We start from the raw sequence: 15809 nt of genomic DNA, 5'->3' as shown, positions 1-15809 counted from the left end.
GAAATTTTTCAAAGCAAAAGGCCGAACCCGAATTAAATCGGGTCCAGCCCATGAAGTCGAATGCAAATGGCTCAGTTCGACTGAACTGGCCGTGCAATTTCGAGTATCGCAAGCTCGCTCAGGTGCGAATGCCGTCAGGCTGCCGATGCCTTCAACCGTTCGGCGTTGCGGTCGGCCAGCTTCGTGATCGCGCCCATGCTGGCGAGGTGCTGGAAGATCGGCTTCAGGAAGCGCTTCTCGTGCAGCAGCTTCACGTCGTCGGCGCCGAGGCGGTCGACGGCGGCTTCGTCGATGGTGAACAGGCCGTGCACGACCATGTTGCCGCGACCGGGCGTCTGCGCGTTCAGCGTCACCGACGAGAACAGGCCCAGCGTCTGAAGGGTCGCGCAGAACGCGTCGGTGCGGTCGGCCGAGCGCTTGTAGTTGGCGCAGAGGTCGCGCGCCTGCGTCACCGCCGGCCCAGCTTCGCCACCGTCGGTGAACAGGCGCTCGCCGTCCTTGCGGCTGACGCCTTCATCGGCCTCGTCGATGCAAAGCAGGGCTTCGCCGCCCTTGACGTCGCCGACGATGAACGGATAGCGGCGCAGATAGGCGGGAACGTAGCGTCCGGCCCAGCTGTCGTCGCCTTCGAGAAACAGGTTGTTGCCCGGTTCGAGCCCAAGCACGAACACCGCCGCGGGCTGCTTGGCTCCCGGCAGGAAGGCGATGGGAAGATGCGCCATCGCCGCGCCGAACTCGTCGATCACCGCGGGCACCAGGTTGGCGCCGCGGGCGAACGGAAACACGTTGCCTTTCCGCGCCATGCGCAGTTCGCGGTGCTTGACGTTGTCCAGCGGGACGATCTTCTTGTAGAAAAGCGGGTTCTTCATGGCCTCGGCATCTTTGTCGGCGTTTCGGTGGGCGCACGGTAGAGCATAGCGTGGCCGCGGAACAACGGAATAATCGCTCGGTCCAATGCCCATCCTGCCGCGACGTCGCCTTGTGCGTCGATCAGGGACGCGGACGGCTGGATGGCTTCAGCGCGGCCGCCCGACGTCGCGCGGAGATATCCCGTATTTTTTCCGGAACATGGTCGAGAAATGGGCCGAGCTGTTGAAGCCGTGGTCGAAGGCGACGGAGGTGACAGTGCGTGCGTCGCCCTTGGCCAGCCGGTCGTAGGCGAGTTGCAGCCGGCGATTCCATATCCACTCCGAAGCCGACATCTCGCAAGGCTTGAACAGGAGATGGAGGTAGCGCAGCGACATGCCGTTCTCGGCGGCGATCTTCTCCAGCGACAGGTCCGGCTCGCCGATATGCGTCTCGATCCACTGCTGGACCGACATCAGGCGCGCTTTCTTCACCGAACCCTCGGCAGCCGGCATGTCGCCTTCGGACGACAGGAGGGTGAAGGCCAGCATGTCCATCAGCTGGCTGCCGAGACCAGCGCGGATCGGATCGTCGAGCCTGGATCCCTCCGTGGCCAGTGTCGCGCAGAACTCGGTCGCGATGCGGCCGAGCCCCTGCGTCGTGTTGATCGAGGCCGAGACGGGTATCCGCTCACGCGGGAAACGCTGCGCGAACTCGTCGCGCGGAATCTCGAGATAGAAGGACCTCACCTCGCCGTGACACTGGAGTTCATATTGCTCCGTGGCGCAGAAGAGTGCGCCGCGGGCCGCATTCGACCGGTGCGTCGCGCCGTGCTGCAGCACGCTCAGATTGCCGCGGTGAATGAGCTGCAGGTAGTAGCAGTCCTTGTCGAGCCGGGAGATATGCTGCCTGTTGCGCTGGATCCGCTGTTCGGACAGCAGGATGTCGGTCATCGCGACTTCGCCGAATTTCGCCTCGCGGATGAAGCCGCGATAGCGATCCGGGTCTGTCGCGGCGACGTCGACATGCACGTAGACGTCGCAGATGGCGTCGCGCCAGGCCGCGTAGCGGCGCGCGGGTTCGTGATCGTCCGTCGAAAAGACGAGGTCCACGGTTTCCCCTCCCGAGCCGTGCGCCGACGATACGTCCGACAACCCCTCCCGTCAGACCGATCCGGCAATTCCGCAGCGTAATCCTGCGGATCGACCTCGTCCAGCGGTTCGCGGGCCTTGTGCGCTCTCGAGCAAAACTTGTGCACGGTCACGAAAGAACGCCTCCGGCCCGGCCGCTAGTTTGCCGGCGTCGGTCGGGCGGTTCGGTCCGTCGACGGCATCTGCGGGAGGGCGGACATGCAACCATTGGGACGGCTCAGCCAGGAGCAGATCGTCTTCGCCCTGGCCTTGCTGATGTGTCTCGTCTTCGCGCTGACCCTGCCGGGCTTCCTGACGACCAGCAACATCCTGAACCTCGTCCGCAGCGTCTCGATCCTCGGGATACTGGGCGTCGCGATGGGGCTCGTCGTCATCGGCCGCGGCATCGACCTGTCGCTGGTCGCGCTGATGGCGGTTTCCGTCGCCTGGACCCTGCACCTCGTCGGCAGCGGCATCCCGCTGCCCCTGGCGCTGACGCTCGGGCTGGCGTTCAGCCTCGCCGTCGGCGCCTTCAGCGGCTGGCTGGTCGCCTATGTGGAAATCCCCGCGATCTTTGCGACGCTGGCCATGGGAACCCTGATCTATGGCTTCGGCCGCTACTTCCTGTTCGGTCTCGACGTCGTCTACATGTCGGACGCCGCGCGGCCGCTGCTCTGGCTGGGCCAGGGCACGATCCAGGGCGTCCCGGTACCGATCTTCCTCTTCGCCGGGGTCTGCCTCGGCGGCCATCTCTTACTGCGCTACAGCAGGACCGGACACTACCTGCGCGCCGTCGGCGACAATCTGCTCGCCGCCCGCATCACCGGGGTTCCGACGCGGCCGGTGGTCGTGCTGCAGTATGTGATCTCCTCGCTGATCGGCTACATGGCGGGGATCGTGACCGCGGCCTCCGTCGCCAGCATGAACACCCGCGTCGCCATCTCGACCTATGTCTACGACGTGATCCTCGTCGTCGTGCTCGGCGGCATCGGGCTGTCGGGCGGCAGGGGAGGCATCCGCAACGTCGTCGTCGGCACGCTGCTGATCGGCGTGCTGCTCAACGGCATGACGATCCTCGACATCCAGTACACCGTCCAGAACGTCATCAAGGGCGTCATCCTTCTCACCGCGATCGTGATCGACACGATCATCAACCCCCGCGACGAGCAGACCGCTCAGCAAGGGGACATCTAGGCTCGTTCTCATTGGGAGGAAAACATGAGACTGCTGAAGACAAGCATGCTGGCCGCGACGCTCGCCCTGACCGCCGGCGCCGCGGTTGCCCAGGGCATCGACGACCCCACCCGCGCGCCCTACTACGACTCGTTCCAGGGCAAGCGCATCGCCTACGTGCCCGTGGCGATGGGTTTCGACCTGACCGAAGGCTGGGCCGCCGGCCTCAAGGAAGCCTTCGAGCCGCTGGGGGTGACCTTCGACATCCGTGATCCGAACTGGAGCACGGACGCCGGCGCATCGGCGATCACCTCGCTGATCTCCGAGAAGCCCGACGTCATCGTGGTCCACAACCCCGACGTCCAGTCCTACGCACGCCTTCTGCGGAAGGCCGAGGAGGCCGGCATCTACGTGGTGCAGGTCAACATGCGCTCGAGCTATTCCACCGACGCCTTCATCGGCGCCGACTATGTCGGCATGGGCGAGCGGATCGGCGAGCGGCTGGTCGAAAAATGTTCGCCGGCGAACGGCGGCAGCGGCAAGGTGGCGATCACGCAGGGCGTCCTGACGGCGGCCGCCAGCGTCTACCAGATGCAGGGCATCAGCAACGTGCTGTCGAAGCATCCCGAGGTCCAGCTCGTCTCCAACCAGGCGGCCGACTGGGACGCGACCAAGGCGAAGAACATCGCCGCGACCGTGATCCAGCAGCATCCGGACCTCTGCGCCATCACCGGCTTCTGGGACGTGATGGACGTCGGCACGGCGGCCGCCATCAAGGAATCGGGCAAGGACGTCTACCTGCTGACGCAGGGCGGCGGCAACCGGATGGCCTGCGACGGCCTCGCCAACGGCACCTATTCGGAGGTCGTGGTCTATTTCGTGCCCGGCCAGGCGCGCGACATGGCGACGATGATCAAGCACCTGCTGCAGCTCAAGCAGCCCGCCGGAACCACCAAAACCACGCTGTTCACGCCGCTCACCTTCCTGACGAAGGACAACATGACCGCGGCCTCCTGCTGGGACCTGCCCGCCAAGGGCTGAACCGGCCCGGCCGACAAGGGCGGCGAAGGCCGCCTCACGGGCGGCGCCGCCGCCCGTGTCCTGCTTTCACTGCGAGAATGAACATGGCCGCATCCGACACGATCGCACGCTGGCGCTACCGGATCGTGCCCGACCATCTGGTCGGCGAGATCCTCACCAAGCGCTGGGTCGACAACGCGATCCCCTTCGCCATCCTCTTGATCGTCATCGGCGTGTTCGGGTCGCTGATCCCGGATTTCTTCGGGGCCGCGAGCATCTCCAACCTGTCGCGGCAATGGGGCGAGTTCAGCCTGATCGTGCTTGCGCTGACCATCGTCATGGTGGCCGGCGGCATCGACCTCAGCGTGGGGTCGGTGTTCGCGCTCGGCAACATCGTCGCGCTCGGACTTCTCAGCGTCGCGGGATGGCCGGTGCCGGCGGTCATCGCAGCGACGCTGGCCTGCGGTGCGGCCGTCGGGCTCGTCAACGGGCTGCTCGTCGGCTATCTGCGGCTGCGGGCGTTCCTGACGACCCTGGTGACGCTCATCATCGTGCGCGCCGTCGTCGACATGCTGCTGCTGAAGTACTCGGTCGCGATCGCGGCCGTCTATCCCGACTCCGACGTCTGGTACTATCTCGGGGAAGGCTACGTGCTGGGCGTGCCCTTCAGCGTCGTCGTCGCCGTGACGCTTGCCATCGTCCTCCACCTCTTCCTGAGCCGAAGCCGCGCGGGCTGGCACGTGCTCGCGGTCGGCGGCTCGCGCCGGTCGGCGCACAATGTCGGCATCCCGGTCCGCCGGGTGATCTGCTCGACCTATGTCGTTTCGGGCACGCTCGCCGCGCTCGCCGGCGCGCTGTTCGCCTCGCGGCTCGGCGGTGCGGGCGCCGATACCGGCATCGGCCTCGAGATCGCCGCGCTGACTGCCGCCGTGCTCGGCGGCAACAGCCTCGGCGGGGGCCGCGGCTCGGCGGCGAAGGCGGTGATCGGATCGGTCATCGTGATGATCATGGTCAACAGCCTGGTGCGGCTCGGCGTGACCAGCGGCGCGAATTCTCTGCTGCTCGGCGCCGTGCTGCTCCTCGCCGTCGCCATCGACGTCCGCTGGCTGAAGAACCGGCACAAGTTCCTGTCGAAGGTCTACGTGTCGCCGACCTATTCGGAGCTGCCCGCGGCACCCGCGACATCGGGCGCATCGGCCTATGCGCTGAACGACCGGCTGCGCAGCGTCGAGGCGATCGGCCTCGACCGCATCGATGGCCCGGAAGACGTGATCCTGGACGAGGACGACAACATCTATGTCGGCAACCGCACCGGCGACATCGTCCGCTTCCTCGCGCCCGATTATGTGCGCCAGGAAGTCTTCGCCCATACCGGCGGGCGGCCGCTCGGCATGGCCTTCGCGCGCGATGGCGCCCTGCTGGTCTGCATCGGCGGCATGGGCCTCTACCGCATCGGCAGGGACGGGACCGTCGCGAAGCTGACCGACGAGACCAATCGCTCTTGGCTCTCGATCATCGACGATTCGCGCCTCAGGCTCGCCGACGATCTCGACATCGCACCCGACGGCCGCGTCTTCTTCAGCGAGGCGACCGTGCGCTACGAGATGCATGAATGGCCGGTGGATTGCCTGGAATCGCGCGGCAACGGCCGGATCATCTGCTACGACCCCAACACCGGCTCGACGCGCACGGTCCTGAAGAACCTGGTCTTTCCGAACGGCATCTGCATGACGCACGACGGACAGTCCTTCCTGTTTGCCGAGACCTGGGCCTGCCGCGTCAGCCGCTACTGGTTCGACGGGCCGAAGCGGGGCACCGTGGAGATCGTGATCCCGGACCTGCCCGGCTATCCCGACAACATCAATCGCGCCTCCGACGGCAGCTACTGGCTGGCGCTGGTCGGCATCCGCACGCCGTCGCTCGACCTGGCGCTGAAGATGCCGGGGTTCCGCAAGCGCATGGCGCGCCGCATCGCGCCGGACGAATGGATGTATCCCAACATCAACACGGGCTGTGTCGTCCGCTTCGACGAGACGGGCCGGGTCATCGAAACGCTGTGGGACTCCGGAGGCGAGAATCATCCGATGATCACCTCGATGCGCGAGCACAAGGGCCATCTCTACATCGGCGGCATCCTCAACAACCGTGTCGGACGACTGAAGCTGGACGGCATGGACCCGGAATGGACGGGGCAGTCCTCCTACTGGAGCCAGTCATGATCGGCCTCCTCTCCCGCACCTTCGACAATCTGCTCGGCCGCGGCGAGGCCGCCGTCACCGTGCCGCCGCTCGACGGCGCCCTGAGGCCGAACCGCCTCCTCGACACGGCACGGTCGCGGATGCCCCTGCCGGACGTCGATTGCCTCGCCTTCCACGACAGCGTGCTCGTCGCATCCGCCGGGAGCGACATCCATGCCGCCTTGCCCGACGGACGCTGGATGCTGCGCAGGACCTACGGCTCGCCCGTCGTCTGCATCGCCTCCGTCGGTCCGGACGGTCTGGCCGTCGCGCTCGATAGCGGTTACGTGGTGATCGAGGGTGGCCCCTTCGACGGGCGGCGATACCGGGTCGATCCCGCCATCCGGTGCATCACGGCGATCGCCGCGACCAGCGACGCGCTCTACCTTGCCAACGGCTCGGCCACCAACGACGCCGGAGAGTGGCAGCGCGACCTGCTGGAGCGCAATGCCTCCGGCAGCGTCTGGCGCATCGACCTCGGCAGCGGCGCCGGCACGCGCATCGCCAGCGGCCTCGCCTGGCCCTGCGGCATCGCGCCGGAAGGGAACGGGCTCGTCGTCTCGGAAGCCTGGCGGCATCGCCTGGTCCGGCTCGACGCGGGCGGAACTGTGGACCGGGTGATGCTGGCCGACCTGCCGGGTTACCCCGGGCGCCTTTCGCCGGCCGCGGACGGCTGGTGGCTCTCGCTGTTTGCGCCGCGCAGCCAGCTGGTCGAGTTCGTGCTGCGTGAACCCGTCTACCGGCGGCGGATGATGGCGGAGGTGGCGCAGCCCTTCTGGGTCGCCCCGAAGCTCAGGTCCGGCCGCAGCTATTACGAGCCGCTGCAGGGCGGCGGGGTGAAGCATCTGGGGCTTCTGAAACCATGGGCGCCGACGATGTCGTTCGGCCTCTGCGCGCGTCTCGACCGGGCCTTCCAGCCTCGCGTCAGCCTGCAGAGCCGCGCGGACGGTGCCACCCATGGCGTGACCAGCGTGATCGAGCATGACGGCGAGATCATCGTCGCGGCGCGCGGCGACGGCGTCGTGGCGCGGATCCCGCTTTCGGACGTGAAGGGAGATGCGGCGTGAATCCGATCGTCGAAGTCCGCAACGGCACGAAGGAGTATCGCAGCGTACCCGCGGTGCGAAACGTGTCCTTCACGCTCGAGCGCGGCGAGGTGCATGCGCTGCTCGGCGAGAACGGGGCCGGCAAGTCGACGCTGACCAAGATGATCGCCGGCGTCGTGCAGCCCACCTCCGGCGAGATCTGGATCGATGGCGCGAAGGCCGACATCGGCTCGCCCTCGGAAGCCCTGAAGCGCGGCATCGCGATGGTCTATCAGGAGACGAGCCTCGTCCCTTCGCTCACCGTGGCGCAGAACATCTACATGACCGACGCACAGCGCTTCCACCGCCTGCGCGGCATCTACATCGCCGGCCAGCAGTTCCTGCAGTCGCTGAACTTCCATGTCGACCCCACCGCGATGGTGTCGGCGCTGGGTGCCGGCCAGAAGCAGATGGTCGAGATTGCACGCGCCGTGCATCACAACGCGCAGGTGATCATCTTCGACGAGCCGACCGCGACGCTGACGCCGGAGGAGAAGCACCAGTTCTTCTCGCTGGTCGCCCGGCTGAAGCAGCGCGGCGTCTCGATCATCTTCATCAGCCACGCGCTGGAGGAGGCTCTGGCGATCGCCGACCGCATCACCATCATGCGCGACGGGGAACATGTCGTCACCGACGCGGCTTCGGCCTTCGACCGCGAGAAGATCGTGCGGGCGATGGTGGGGCGCACGCTGAGCAGCGAGATCTACGGCTCGACGGAAGGCCGCCGCATCCGCCCGGCGGGCGAGAAGGTGCTCAGCGTCCAGAACCTGTCGATGGGCAGCGTCGTGCGCAACACGTCCTTCTCGCTCTTCGCCGGGCAGATCACCGGCGTGTTCGGGCTCATCGGCTCGGGGCGCACGGAGACGGCGAAGGTGGTGTCGGGCGTGCTCAAGCGCGACCTCTTCCACGGCGGCCAGGTGCGGCTCGACGGACGGTCCGTCCGCTACCGCGTGCCGCGGCCGGCGGTGCGCGACGGCATCATCTACGTCACCGAGGACCGCAAGCTCGAAGGCTTCTTCGAGACCATGTCGATCGCCGAGAACATCCATCTCGGCGCTTTGGCCGGCGGGCGGACGACATCGGCGACCGTGTCGATGAGCGAGATGCGCGCGGTAGCGCAGGAGTGGATCGCCGCACTGAACGTCAAGGCGATCAATGCCGATGCGAAGGTGATCGAACTGTCGGGCGGCAACCAGCAGAAGGTGGTCGTCGCCAAGGCGCTGGTGCAGAAGCCCTGCCTCGTGATCTTCGACGAACCGACGCGCGGCGTCGACGTCGGCGCCATCGCCGAGATCCACCAGCTGATCAACCGGCTCGCCGACGACGGCATCGCGGTGATGGTGATCTCGTCCTACCTGCCGGAAATCCTGCAGCTTTCCGACCGCATCCTGGTCTGCCGGCAGGGGCGCATCGTCGAGGAGTTCGACGGGCTGCGCACCGACGAGGAAACGATCATGTATGCCGCGGTGCACTGATGGCGCGCGTTCTGAAGACGACGCGTCCCGTCCGCGCCGTCCGCACCATCGCGGACGTCGAGGCGATCGAAGCGCTGCCCTATGACGAAGTGGTGACGGCACGGAACCTCTACGATCTCTTCCTGGCAACTGCCGAACATTGCGGCTCGCGCAAGGCCCTCACCGTACTGCGCTCGCCGGACCCCGCCGATGTCGGCATTTCCCTGACGCATGCCGAACTGCTCGGCGCGGTCACGCGCGCGGCCAACCTTTTCCGCGCGCATGGTCTTGTGCCGGGGCACGGCGTGGCAGCCTTCCTGTCGCCGACGGTGCCCGAACTGTTTCCGCTGCTGCTGGGTGCGCAGGTGGCGGGCGTGGCAAGCACGCTCAACCATCTGCTCAGCCGCGAGGCGATCGTCGACCTGCTCGACGCTGAGCGGGCGACGGTGCTCGTCGTGCCGGCAGCGGAGCTGGACGCGGCCTGCTTCGCGAAGGCGGAAGGCATCCTTGCCGCGGTGCCGATGCTGCAGCGTGTGCTGGTGATCGGTGGCGCCGGGGATCTGCCGCAGGGATGGGAGAGGCTGGACGATGCGCTCTACGGACATCGGTCCGACCGGCTCGATTTCGAGCCGGCCGACGACCGCGATGCCGTCTGCGCCTTGTTCCATACCGGCGGCACCACGGGCCGCCCCAAGCTCGTGCAGCTCACGCATGGCAACCAGATCCACGCCGCCTTCGGCTTCGCGCAGGTGTTCGGCTATGACGAGCGCGACGTCGTCATCAACGGCTTCCCGCTGTTTCATGTCGGCGGCACGATGACAGTGGGCCTTTCGGTGCTGGCGGCCGGCGGCCACGTGGTGGTGCCCTCGCCGCACGGGCTGCGCCCGCCGCAGGTGATCGAGCGGTACTGGAGCCTGGTCGAGGCCTTCCGCGCAACCGTCGTCGGCGGGGTTCCGACCTCGATCGCCGCGATCACCAACAGCTGGCGCGAGGGAACCGACGTGTCTGCCGTGCGCATGGCCGTCACCGGCGGAGCGGTGCTGCCGGCCGCCGTCGGCAACCGCTTCGAGGCGCGGACCGGGATCCGTCTCCACGAGACCTACGGCATGACCGAGACGGCCGCCGCCATCGCCTTCAATCCCGGAAGGGGGTCGCCGGTGGCGGGCAGCGTCGGCTTCCGCGCGCCGTTCTCGCAGATCCGGGTCGTGCGGTTCGGAGCCGGCGAGGAACCGTGCGGCCCGGACGAGACCGGGCTGGTGCAGGTGCGCGGCCGCCAGGTCTTTCCCGGCTATGTCGATCCCGCGCATGATCGCGGCACGCTCGCCCCCGACGGCTGGCTGACGACGGGCGACGTCGGCTACCTGACCGCCGACAGCCGCCTCGTGCTGACCGGCCGCGAGAAGGACCTGATCGTGCGCGGCGGCCACAACATCGATCCCGCGGCCATCGAGGACGTCGCCAACCGTTTCCCGGGCGTGCAGATCAGCGCCGCGGTCGGCATGCCCGACCAGCACGCGGGCGAGGTGCCCGCGCTCTTCGTCGTGCCGCAGCCCGGCACCGCGATCGATCTCGATGCGCTGCAGCGGCATCTGGGGGAACACATCCACGAGCCGCCGGCACGGCCGCGCACCGTGCTGATCGTCGCGGCGCTGCCGGTGACCGCGGTCGGCAAGATCTTCAAGCCGGCGCTGCGGGAACTGGCAGTGCGTGAAAAGGTCCGGGTCGAGGTCGAGCGCGCCTGCGGCCCCAAGGCCGTTGCATCGGTCGACGTGGCATCGGACGCGCAGATGCGCATCCGGGTGGAGGTCGCGGTGGACGGTGCCGCGCCGCAGCAAGTCGCCGCGCTGGAAGCCGCGCTGATGCCGCTGCCGCAGACCTATGTCGTGCGGGCGATGCCGGCCGAAGCGGAGGAGCCCGTGCTCTTGTCCTTCGAGGCGGGCATCGCCATCCTGACGCTGAACCGGCCCGGAAACCTCAACGCGGCCTCGGCGGCGATGATGCGGTCGCTGGAGCGCCGGCTCCGAGCCGTCCCGGATCTGCCCGGCCTGCGCGCCGTGATCCTGACCGGAACCGGCCGCGCCTTCTGCGCCGGCGGCGACCTGATCGAGTTCGAGGCGCTGCTTAAAGCCGGCGGCACGGCGCTGATCGACGCGCTCGCCTACAACCAGACCGTCATCCAGATGATCGAGGACCTGCCGGTCCCGGTGATCGGTGCGGCGAACGGCACGGCCGTGGCCGGCGGGCTGGAACTCCTGCTCGCCTGCGACATGATCCTCGCCGCCGACGGCGCGCGGATGGGCGACGGACATGCAAGATACGGCGTGGTGCCGGCCGGCGGCGCCACCGTGCGGCTGACGGAGCGCATCGGCCGGGGCCGCGCCGCGCGGCTGTTCTACACCGCCGCTCTGGTCGACGCGCAGACCATGGCCGCCTGGGGCCTGGTGGACGAGGTGCTGCCGCAGGACCGCCTGATGATCCGCGCGATCGAGATCGCCCGTGAGATCTGCGCGGCGAGCCCCGAAGTGGTGCGGCACGTCAAGGCGCTGACGCGCCCCTCTGCGGACGAAGACCGCCAGGCCCGCCTGCGCGCCGAGATCGACCGCTTCCGCCTGCATCTCGAGGGCACCGACCTCGCCGAAGGGCTGGCGGCCTTCCGCGGCAAGCGGATGCCCGTCTTCCGGGACGGCCGGTGAGGCAGGCGCGGGACGTGGACGGTGAACCGAAGCCGGATCAGGTCCCCACGGACAGCGGCCGCGCCGCCAGTTCCTCGTCGATGGCCTGATCGAGCGGCGTTTCGAACGTGTTCACGATGTAGCCGAGCGTCGCGTACATGCCGACCGTCGCCATCACGTCGAAGACGCCCTTCATCCCCACCAGCGATGCAAGCGACGCGAGCGTATCCGGCTCGAGGCGGCCGTGGCCGAACAACTCGTCGACGGCCGTGGCCACGGTTGCATCCTCGGCCGACATCTGACCGGTCTCGCCGGCGATGGAGGCAATGCGCGCGTCCGACATGCCGCAGGCCCGGCCCCTGCTGACGTGGTGGCTCCATTCATAGCGGGAGCGCATGTGATGTCCCGTGCGCAGGATTGCGACCTCGCTCAGCTGCTTGCCGAGCACATCGGCCGAGACCACGTGGTTGCGGAGGGGCGCCCAGGCCGCAAGCAGCGCGGGGTGATGCGCCATCACCCGGTAGACGTTGAGTTTCCCGGCAAAGCCCTCCCGCATCGCGGCGAGGTCCTCCGGCCAGTCGGCATCCGTGAGCGGCGGGCAAGTGGGCGGCATGACGTTCCTCTCGGCGATCGGCGCGCGGTACGCGCGGCCTTGCCCCGATGCTGCGAAGCCCGGCAAGGTCGAGCGATCGCATGCCTGCGGGGTTTTCCGCGACACCGGGCATGGGCGCGGAACTGGATGGAACCGGCGGTACCGTCAAGGCTCCTGATGTGAATCAGCACCGAATCTTGACCCCCAACTCGGATGGCGGCGAGCGCATGATTCTTCGACGGAATTTGCCGTCTTGGTGGGGTCACCATCGGCGCCGATGGTGACCCCACCAATTCTCGGCTTCAGATCGGAAATCAGAGGGCTATTGGGTGTCGGAATGGGGGGCAAGATTTGGTGCTGATTCACACCTTCGGCCCTTTGAAGGGCGTAAGATGAATACGGGACAGAAAAACCTTGCAAGTGTTGTCATATTTGACTACAGTCATTGCATGACTGAAACACGATCAATTTCATGGATTAAGGCGGCGAAGAAGGATTTCGAGGATTTCCCTCGCGACGTTCAAACCGAAGCCTTGCGGGCGTTGACGATCGCCGCCGAAGGGCAAAAGGCCGACAACGCCAAGCCGCTGACCGGCCATGGAGGTGGAATCCTTGAAATCGTACTGCGGTATCGCACCGACGCCTACCGCGTCGTTTACGCCACCCAGATTGGCGATGATCTTTGGGTGATTCACGCGTTTCAGAAAAAATCCAAGTCCGGCATCAGCACGCCTCAGCACGAGGTGGATCTGATCCGGACACGCATCAAACGACTTAAGGAGGCCCTATCATGACCGACAAGAACGACGACTTCGAAATCATCAGAGGCTCTGGAAACGTATTCCGCGATTTCGGCTATGCGAACGCCGACGCCGAGCAGCTCAAATCCATTCTCGCCGCCCAGATCATCGGAGTGATGGACGCGCGCGAGCTCAGCACCAGGAAGGCCGAGGACATCACCGGCATTGCGGCGGCTGACTTTTCGAGGATCCGCAAGGCAAAGCTTGATCGCTTTACGATCGACCGGCTCATGGCCGTTCTTGGGCGCCTTGACCAGAAGGTGGACGTATCAGTCCATGTGCATCCGCGTGAAGGCCAGCCAGCCCTGCATCCATCATAGATGCCTGGGGACGCGGGGATCAGGCGCTTGCTCGCGTCGCGCCTAGTCACCCGAATCTGAAGTTCGGTTCATTGTTTTTTGGCAGAAACGCTTGACCGAAGCGAGGATTTGGTCGGCGGATTTCACCCATCTGTATGGCTTGGGATTCTTGTTGTGCGTTGTAATGAACGCGTCGATGTCGGCTTCCAGTTCAGCAGTGGAACGATGGACCCCGCGTTGCAACTGCTTGCGCGTCAGTTCTGCAAACCACCGCTCGACTTGATTGATCCAGGAGGCTGAAGTTGGTGTGAAGTGAACATGCCAGTGCGGACGGCGTGCGAGCCAGGCCTTGATCCTCGGCGTCTTATGGGTCGCATAGTTGTCCATCACCAGATGCACGTCCGGTCCCTTGGGCATCTCGGCGTCAATTCGCTTCAAGAAGTCGAGGAATTCGGTCGCCCGGTGACGTTTGTAGCACTGGCCGATCACCGCGCCAGTCGCAACATCGAGCGCGGCGAACAGGGATGTCGTGCCGTTGCGGACATAGGTATGGGTGCGCCGCTCGGCGATGCCCGGCGCCATGGGCAGAACCGGCTGCTCGCGATCCAGTGCCTGGATTTGCGATTTCTCATCCACGCATAGCACGACTGCCCGGTCCGGTGGCGACATGTAAAGGCCGACTATGTCTTGCACCTTATCGACGAACAGCGGATCGGAAGAGAGCTTGAATGTCTCCGAGCGATGTGGCTGCAAACCAAAGGCGGTCCATATTCGACGGATGGTGGTGTGCGACAGCCCACGGTCGGCTGCCATCGAACGGATAGACCAGTGCGTGGCATCCTTCGGGGTGGTGTTCAATGTCCGTTCAACGACCTCGGCTACCTGGGCGTCAGAGACGGTTCGTGGCCGACCCGCGCGATATTCGTCGGTCAGCCGTCAATGCCATCCTGCACGAACCGGCGGCGCCACTTGCCAACCGTGTGCTCGTGGACGCCAAGGCGTTCGGCAACATCTTTGCTCTGCAGGCCCTGTGCGCACAGCAAAACCATCCGGCATCGATCCGACAACGAGCGCGGCGCCTTGTGCCGACGCACCTGCGATTCAAGAAAATTCCTATCCTCGTCGCTCAGAGCGACAAGGTCCGCTTGCCTGCCGACCATCAGTCACACTCCTACCGTTGCTACAGAAGTATAACAAAATGATGCCTACTTTAGTTCCAGGTGGGTCGTGTGGACGAATTTAAGCAAGCATAGTCCCGCTGCGAAGCTGACGATGCATCGATAATTGCGGGCCGTTTTCTCGCACCGCAGGGCGACACGCTTGAAGCGCTTTACGACGCCGATGCCCTGCTCGATGCGGGCGCGATCCTTGTAGAGGAACTTTGCGAAGAACGCGGGCTTGTCCTTCTCGTTGGCCTTGTAGGGAATGACCGGAGCGATGCCTCTGGCTCGTGCGGCGGCCCGGTTCGCCTTGCTGGCATAGCCCTTGTCGCCGATGGCGGCACGAGGCGCGATGTCCGGTCCGATGTCGAGGAGGATGGAGAAGTGTGGTGCGTCGGCTTTCTCGCCGCCAGTCAGGTCGAAACCAATCACGGCTCCCGATGCGTCTGATTTAGCATGGATTTTCGTCGTGAACCCGCCGCGCGAGCGGCCGAGCGCCTGACCCTGCTGCCCCCTTTTGCACCGGCCGCCGAGACATGGGCGCGCACGATGGTGCTGTCGAACATCTGGATCAGATGCGCCGATGTGCTCATCGACGCCAGCGTGTCGAAGAAGGCCTCGAACACGCCCGCTTTGCTCAGCCGATCGAAGCGCTTCCACACGGAATTCCAGGGGCCGAACCGCTCCGGGAGCGCCCGCCAGCGCACGTTCTCCACTGTGAAGAAGTGTATCGCTTCCAGGAACAACCGGTCGTCCGCCGCCTTGCGCCCGCGTCGAGGCAGGCAGGCCCGGAACACCTCCAGCGTGTGCGCCCAATCCGCTTCCGTCATCCTTGTGGACATCGCCGACCTCCAGAATCAGTCGGCTATCTATGAATCAGATCGGATTCCGAGGCGGAACCCTCAAACCTATACCTGAGCCAATTCGTCCACACGGCCTAAGTGCAAATCCACGAAGTCGATGCCCGGGTCGAAACCGCGCTCAATCGGTACCTCAGTCGCGCCGCTGATTTTGTGCGTAGCACCCTGATTTAACCGTACGTCTTTCGGCCCCTTGCCCGCCAAGATGGCTTCGATAGCGCGATTGTCGAGGGTGTCCGCACCACGCACATCAAAGTCCAGGGAAATCAGCGAGCCGCACCCTTTGCAGGAGAATTTAAGTGGCTGAACATCCCGGTTGCTCATGCCAACGCGGCAATTGGTTTTGCTTGAACACTCGTCGCATTGAACGCAAAGGTTGATGTTCATGGCTCCCCCTTCCCCTGCCCGAGCTATCCCGCAGCCAGTTGACCTCCTGGCGTCATACTTCAATCAGCGAATCACCCGCGAACAAATTAAGTGG

General features: G+C 65.8%; 13 protein-coding genes and 2 pseudogenes. 8 read left to right on the top strand and 7 right to left on the bottom strand.

The genetic code is table 11. From position 1 onward, the window contains the following. Positions 1-134 precede the first annotated feature (134 nt). Positions 135-869 carry a SapC family protein gene (locus N1F91_RS17905; protein ID WP_289994339.1) on the bottom strand — a complete coding sequence of 245 codons (735 nt, stop codon included), beginning with the start codon at positions 867-869 and terminating at the stop codon, positions 135-137. A gap of 147 nt (positions 870-1016) precedes the next feature. Continuing rightward, positions 1017-1958: a helix-turn-helix domain-containing protein gene (locus tag N1F91_RS17900; RefSeq protein WP_289994338.1), complete on the bottom strand. Its 942-nt coding sequence runs from the start codon at positions 1956-1958 to the stop codon at positions 1017-1019. 237 nt (positions 1959-2195) lie between these two features. Between N1F91_RS17900 and N1F91_RS17895 the strand changes: the two genes are divergently transcribed. From N1F91_RS17895 to N1F91_RS17870, 6 genes are all read left to right on the top strand, one after another. After that, on the top strand, positions 2196-3170 hold the full coding sequence (locus tag N1F91_RS17895) for an ABC transporter permease (protein ID WP_289994336.1): 975 nt from the start codon (positions 2196-2198) through the stop codon (positions 3168-3170). Between the two features lie 24 nt (positions 3171-3194). After that, positions 3195-4190: a sugar ABC transporter substrate-binding protein gene (locus N1F91_RS17890; RefSeq protein ID WP_289994335.1), complete on the top strand. Its 996-nt coding sequence runs from the start codon at positions 3195-3197 to the stop codon at positions 4188-4190. An 83-nt stretch (positions 4191-4273) separates the two neighbouring features. Continuing rightward, complete coding sequence (locus N1F91_RS17885) at positions 4274-6388, top strand: SMP-30/gluconolactonase/LRE family protein (protein ID WP_289994334.1); 2115 nt, start codon at positions 4274-4276, stop codon at positions 6386-6388. Further along, complete coding sequence (locus N1F91_RS17880) at positions 6385-7473, top strand: hypothetical protein (protein WP_289994333.1); 1089 nt, start codon at positions 6385-6387, stop codon at positions 7471-7473. Before N1F91_RS17885 ends, N1F91_RS17880 begins: the two co-directional genes overlap by 4 nt. After that, positions 7470-8966: a sugar ABC transporter ATP-binding protein gene (locus N1F91_RS17875; protein ID WP_289994332.1), complete on the top strand. Its 1497-nt coding sequence runs from the start codon at positions 7470-7472 to the stop codon at positions 8964-8966. The genes N1F91_RS17880 and N1F91_RS17875 overlap by 4 nt, the downstream gene beginning before the upstream one ends. Then, complete coding sequence (locus tag N1F91_RS17870; protein WP_289994331.1) at positions 8966-11638, top strand: AMP-binding protein; 2673 nt, start codon at positions 8966-8968, stop codon at positions 11636-11638. Before N1F91_RS17875 ends, N1F91_RS17870 begins: the two co-directional genes overlap by 1 nt. Positions 11639-11675: 37 nt before the next feature. Here N1F91_RS17870 and N1F91_RS17865 read toward each other — a convergent pair whose 3' ends face one another. Next, positions 11676-12230, bottom strand: a complete 555-nt coding sequence (locus N1F91_RS17865; RefSeq protein WP_289994329.1) for a carboxymuconolactone decarboxylase family protein — start codon at positions 12228-12230, stop codon at positions 11676-11678. 371 nt (positions 12231-12601) lie between these two features. Here N1F91_RS17865 and N1F91_RS17860 point away from each other — a divergent pair, with 371 nt between their 5' ends. Both N1F91_RS17860 and N1F91_RS17855 read left to right on the top strand, forming a co-directional pair. Continuing rightward, the gene (locus N1F91_RS17860) at positions 12602-13003 is read left to right on the top strand and encodes a type II toxin-antitoxin system RelE/ParE family toxin (RefSeq protein WP_289994326.1); all 402 of its coding nucleotides are present in this window, start codon (positions 12602-12604) and stop codon (positions 13001-13003) included. After that, a complete protein-coding gene (locus tag N1F91_RS17855; protein WP_289994324.1) occupies positions 13000-13329 on the top strand; it encodes a helix-turn-helix transcriptional regulator in 330 nt (109 codons plus the stop codon). The genes N1F91_RS17860 and N1F91_RS17855 overlap by 4 nt, the downstream gene beginning before the upstream one ends. A gap of 42 nt (positions 13330-13371) precedes the next feature. On the opposite strand, the pseudogene N1F91_RS17850 reads toward N1F91_RS17855, so the two are convergent. The 4 genes and pseudogenes from N1F91_RS17850 to N1F91_RS17835 all read right to left on the bottom strand — a co-directional run bounded on the left by N1F91_RS17850 (position 13372) and on the right by N1F91_RS17835 (position 15715). Further along, positions 13372-14468 (bottom strand): annotated as a pseudogene (locus tag N1F91_RS17850) (IS630 family transposase). Between the two features lie 45 nt (positions 14469-14513). Next, positions 14514-15128, bottom strand: coding sequence for an IS5 family transposase (locus N1F91_RS17845; RefSeq protein WP_289994322.1), 615 nt, complete (start codon positions 15126-15128; stop codon positions 14514-14516). Beyond that, positions 15092-15298: pseudogene (locus N1F91_RS17840) on the bottom strand (transposase); the annotation flags it as partial. The pseudogene N1F91_RS17840 and the gene N1F91_RS17845, both read right to left, overlap by 37 nt. Positions 15299-15376: 78 nt before the next feature. Then, positions 15377-15715 carry a hypothetical protein gene (locus tag N1F91_RS17835; protein ID WP_289994321.1) on the bottom strand — a complete coding sequence of 113 codons (339 nt, stop codon included), beginning with the start codon at positions 15713-15715 and terminating at the stop codon, positions 15377-15379. Between the last annotated feature and the right edge of the window lie 94 nt (positions 15716-15809).

This window comes from Aquibium sp. ELW1220, assembly GCF_030398385.1.
Taxonomy (GTDB): Bacteria; Pseudomonadota; Alphaproteobacteria; order Rhizobiales; family Rhizobiaceae; genus Aquibium.
The sequence above is the reverse complement of the archived record's forward strand: the minus strand, read 5'-3'. Positions and strand labels throughout refer to the sequence as shown.

What these genes read in the sequence shown, in the direction of transcription:
- N1F91_RS17865 (WP_289994329.1), bottom strand. Translation starts at nt 12,230, where the DNA reads ATGCCGCCCACTTGCCCGCCGCTCACGGATGCCGACTGGCCGGAGGAC.
- N1F91_RS17880 (WP_289994333.1), top strand. Translation starts at nt 6,385, where the DNA reads ATGATCGGCCTCCTCTCCCGCACCTTCGACAATCTGCTCGGCCGCGGC.
- N1F91_RS17905 (WP_289994339.1), bottom strand. Translation starts at nt 869, where the DNA reads ATGAAGAACCCGCTTTTCTACAAGAAGATCGTCCCGCTGGACAACGTC.
- N1F91_RS17870 (WP_289994331.1), top strand. Translation starts at nt 8,966, where the DNA reads ATGGCGCGCGTTCTGAAGACGACGCGTCCCGTCCGCGCCGTCCGCACC.
- N1F91_RS17860 (WP_289994326.1), top strand. Translation starts at nt 12,602, where the DNA reads ATGAATACGGGACAGAAAAACCTTGCAAGTGTTGTCATATTTGACTAC.
- N1F91_RS17855 (WP_289994324.1), top strand. Translation starts at nt 13,000, where the DNA reads ATGACCGACAAGAACGACGACTTCGAAATCATCAGAGGCTCTGGAAAC.
- N1F91_RS17885 (WP_289994334.1), top strand. Translation starts at nt 4,274, where the DNA reads ATGGCCGCATCCGACACGATCGCACGCTGGCGCTACCGGATCGTGCCC.
- N1F91_RS17895 (WP_289994336.1), top strand. Translation starts at nt 2,196, where the DNA reads ATGCAACCATTGGGACGGCTCAGCCAGGAGCAGATCGTCTTCGCCCTG.
- N1F91_RS17835 (WP_289994321.1), bottom strand. Translation starts at nt 15,715, where the DNA reads ATGAACATCAACCTTTGCGTTCAATGCGACGAGTGTTCAAGCAAAACC.
- N1F91_RS17890 (WP_289994335.1), top strand. Translation starts at nt 3,195, where the DNA reads ATGAGACTGCTGAAGACAAGCATGCTGGCCGCGACGCTCGCCCTGACC.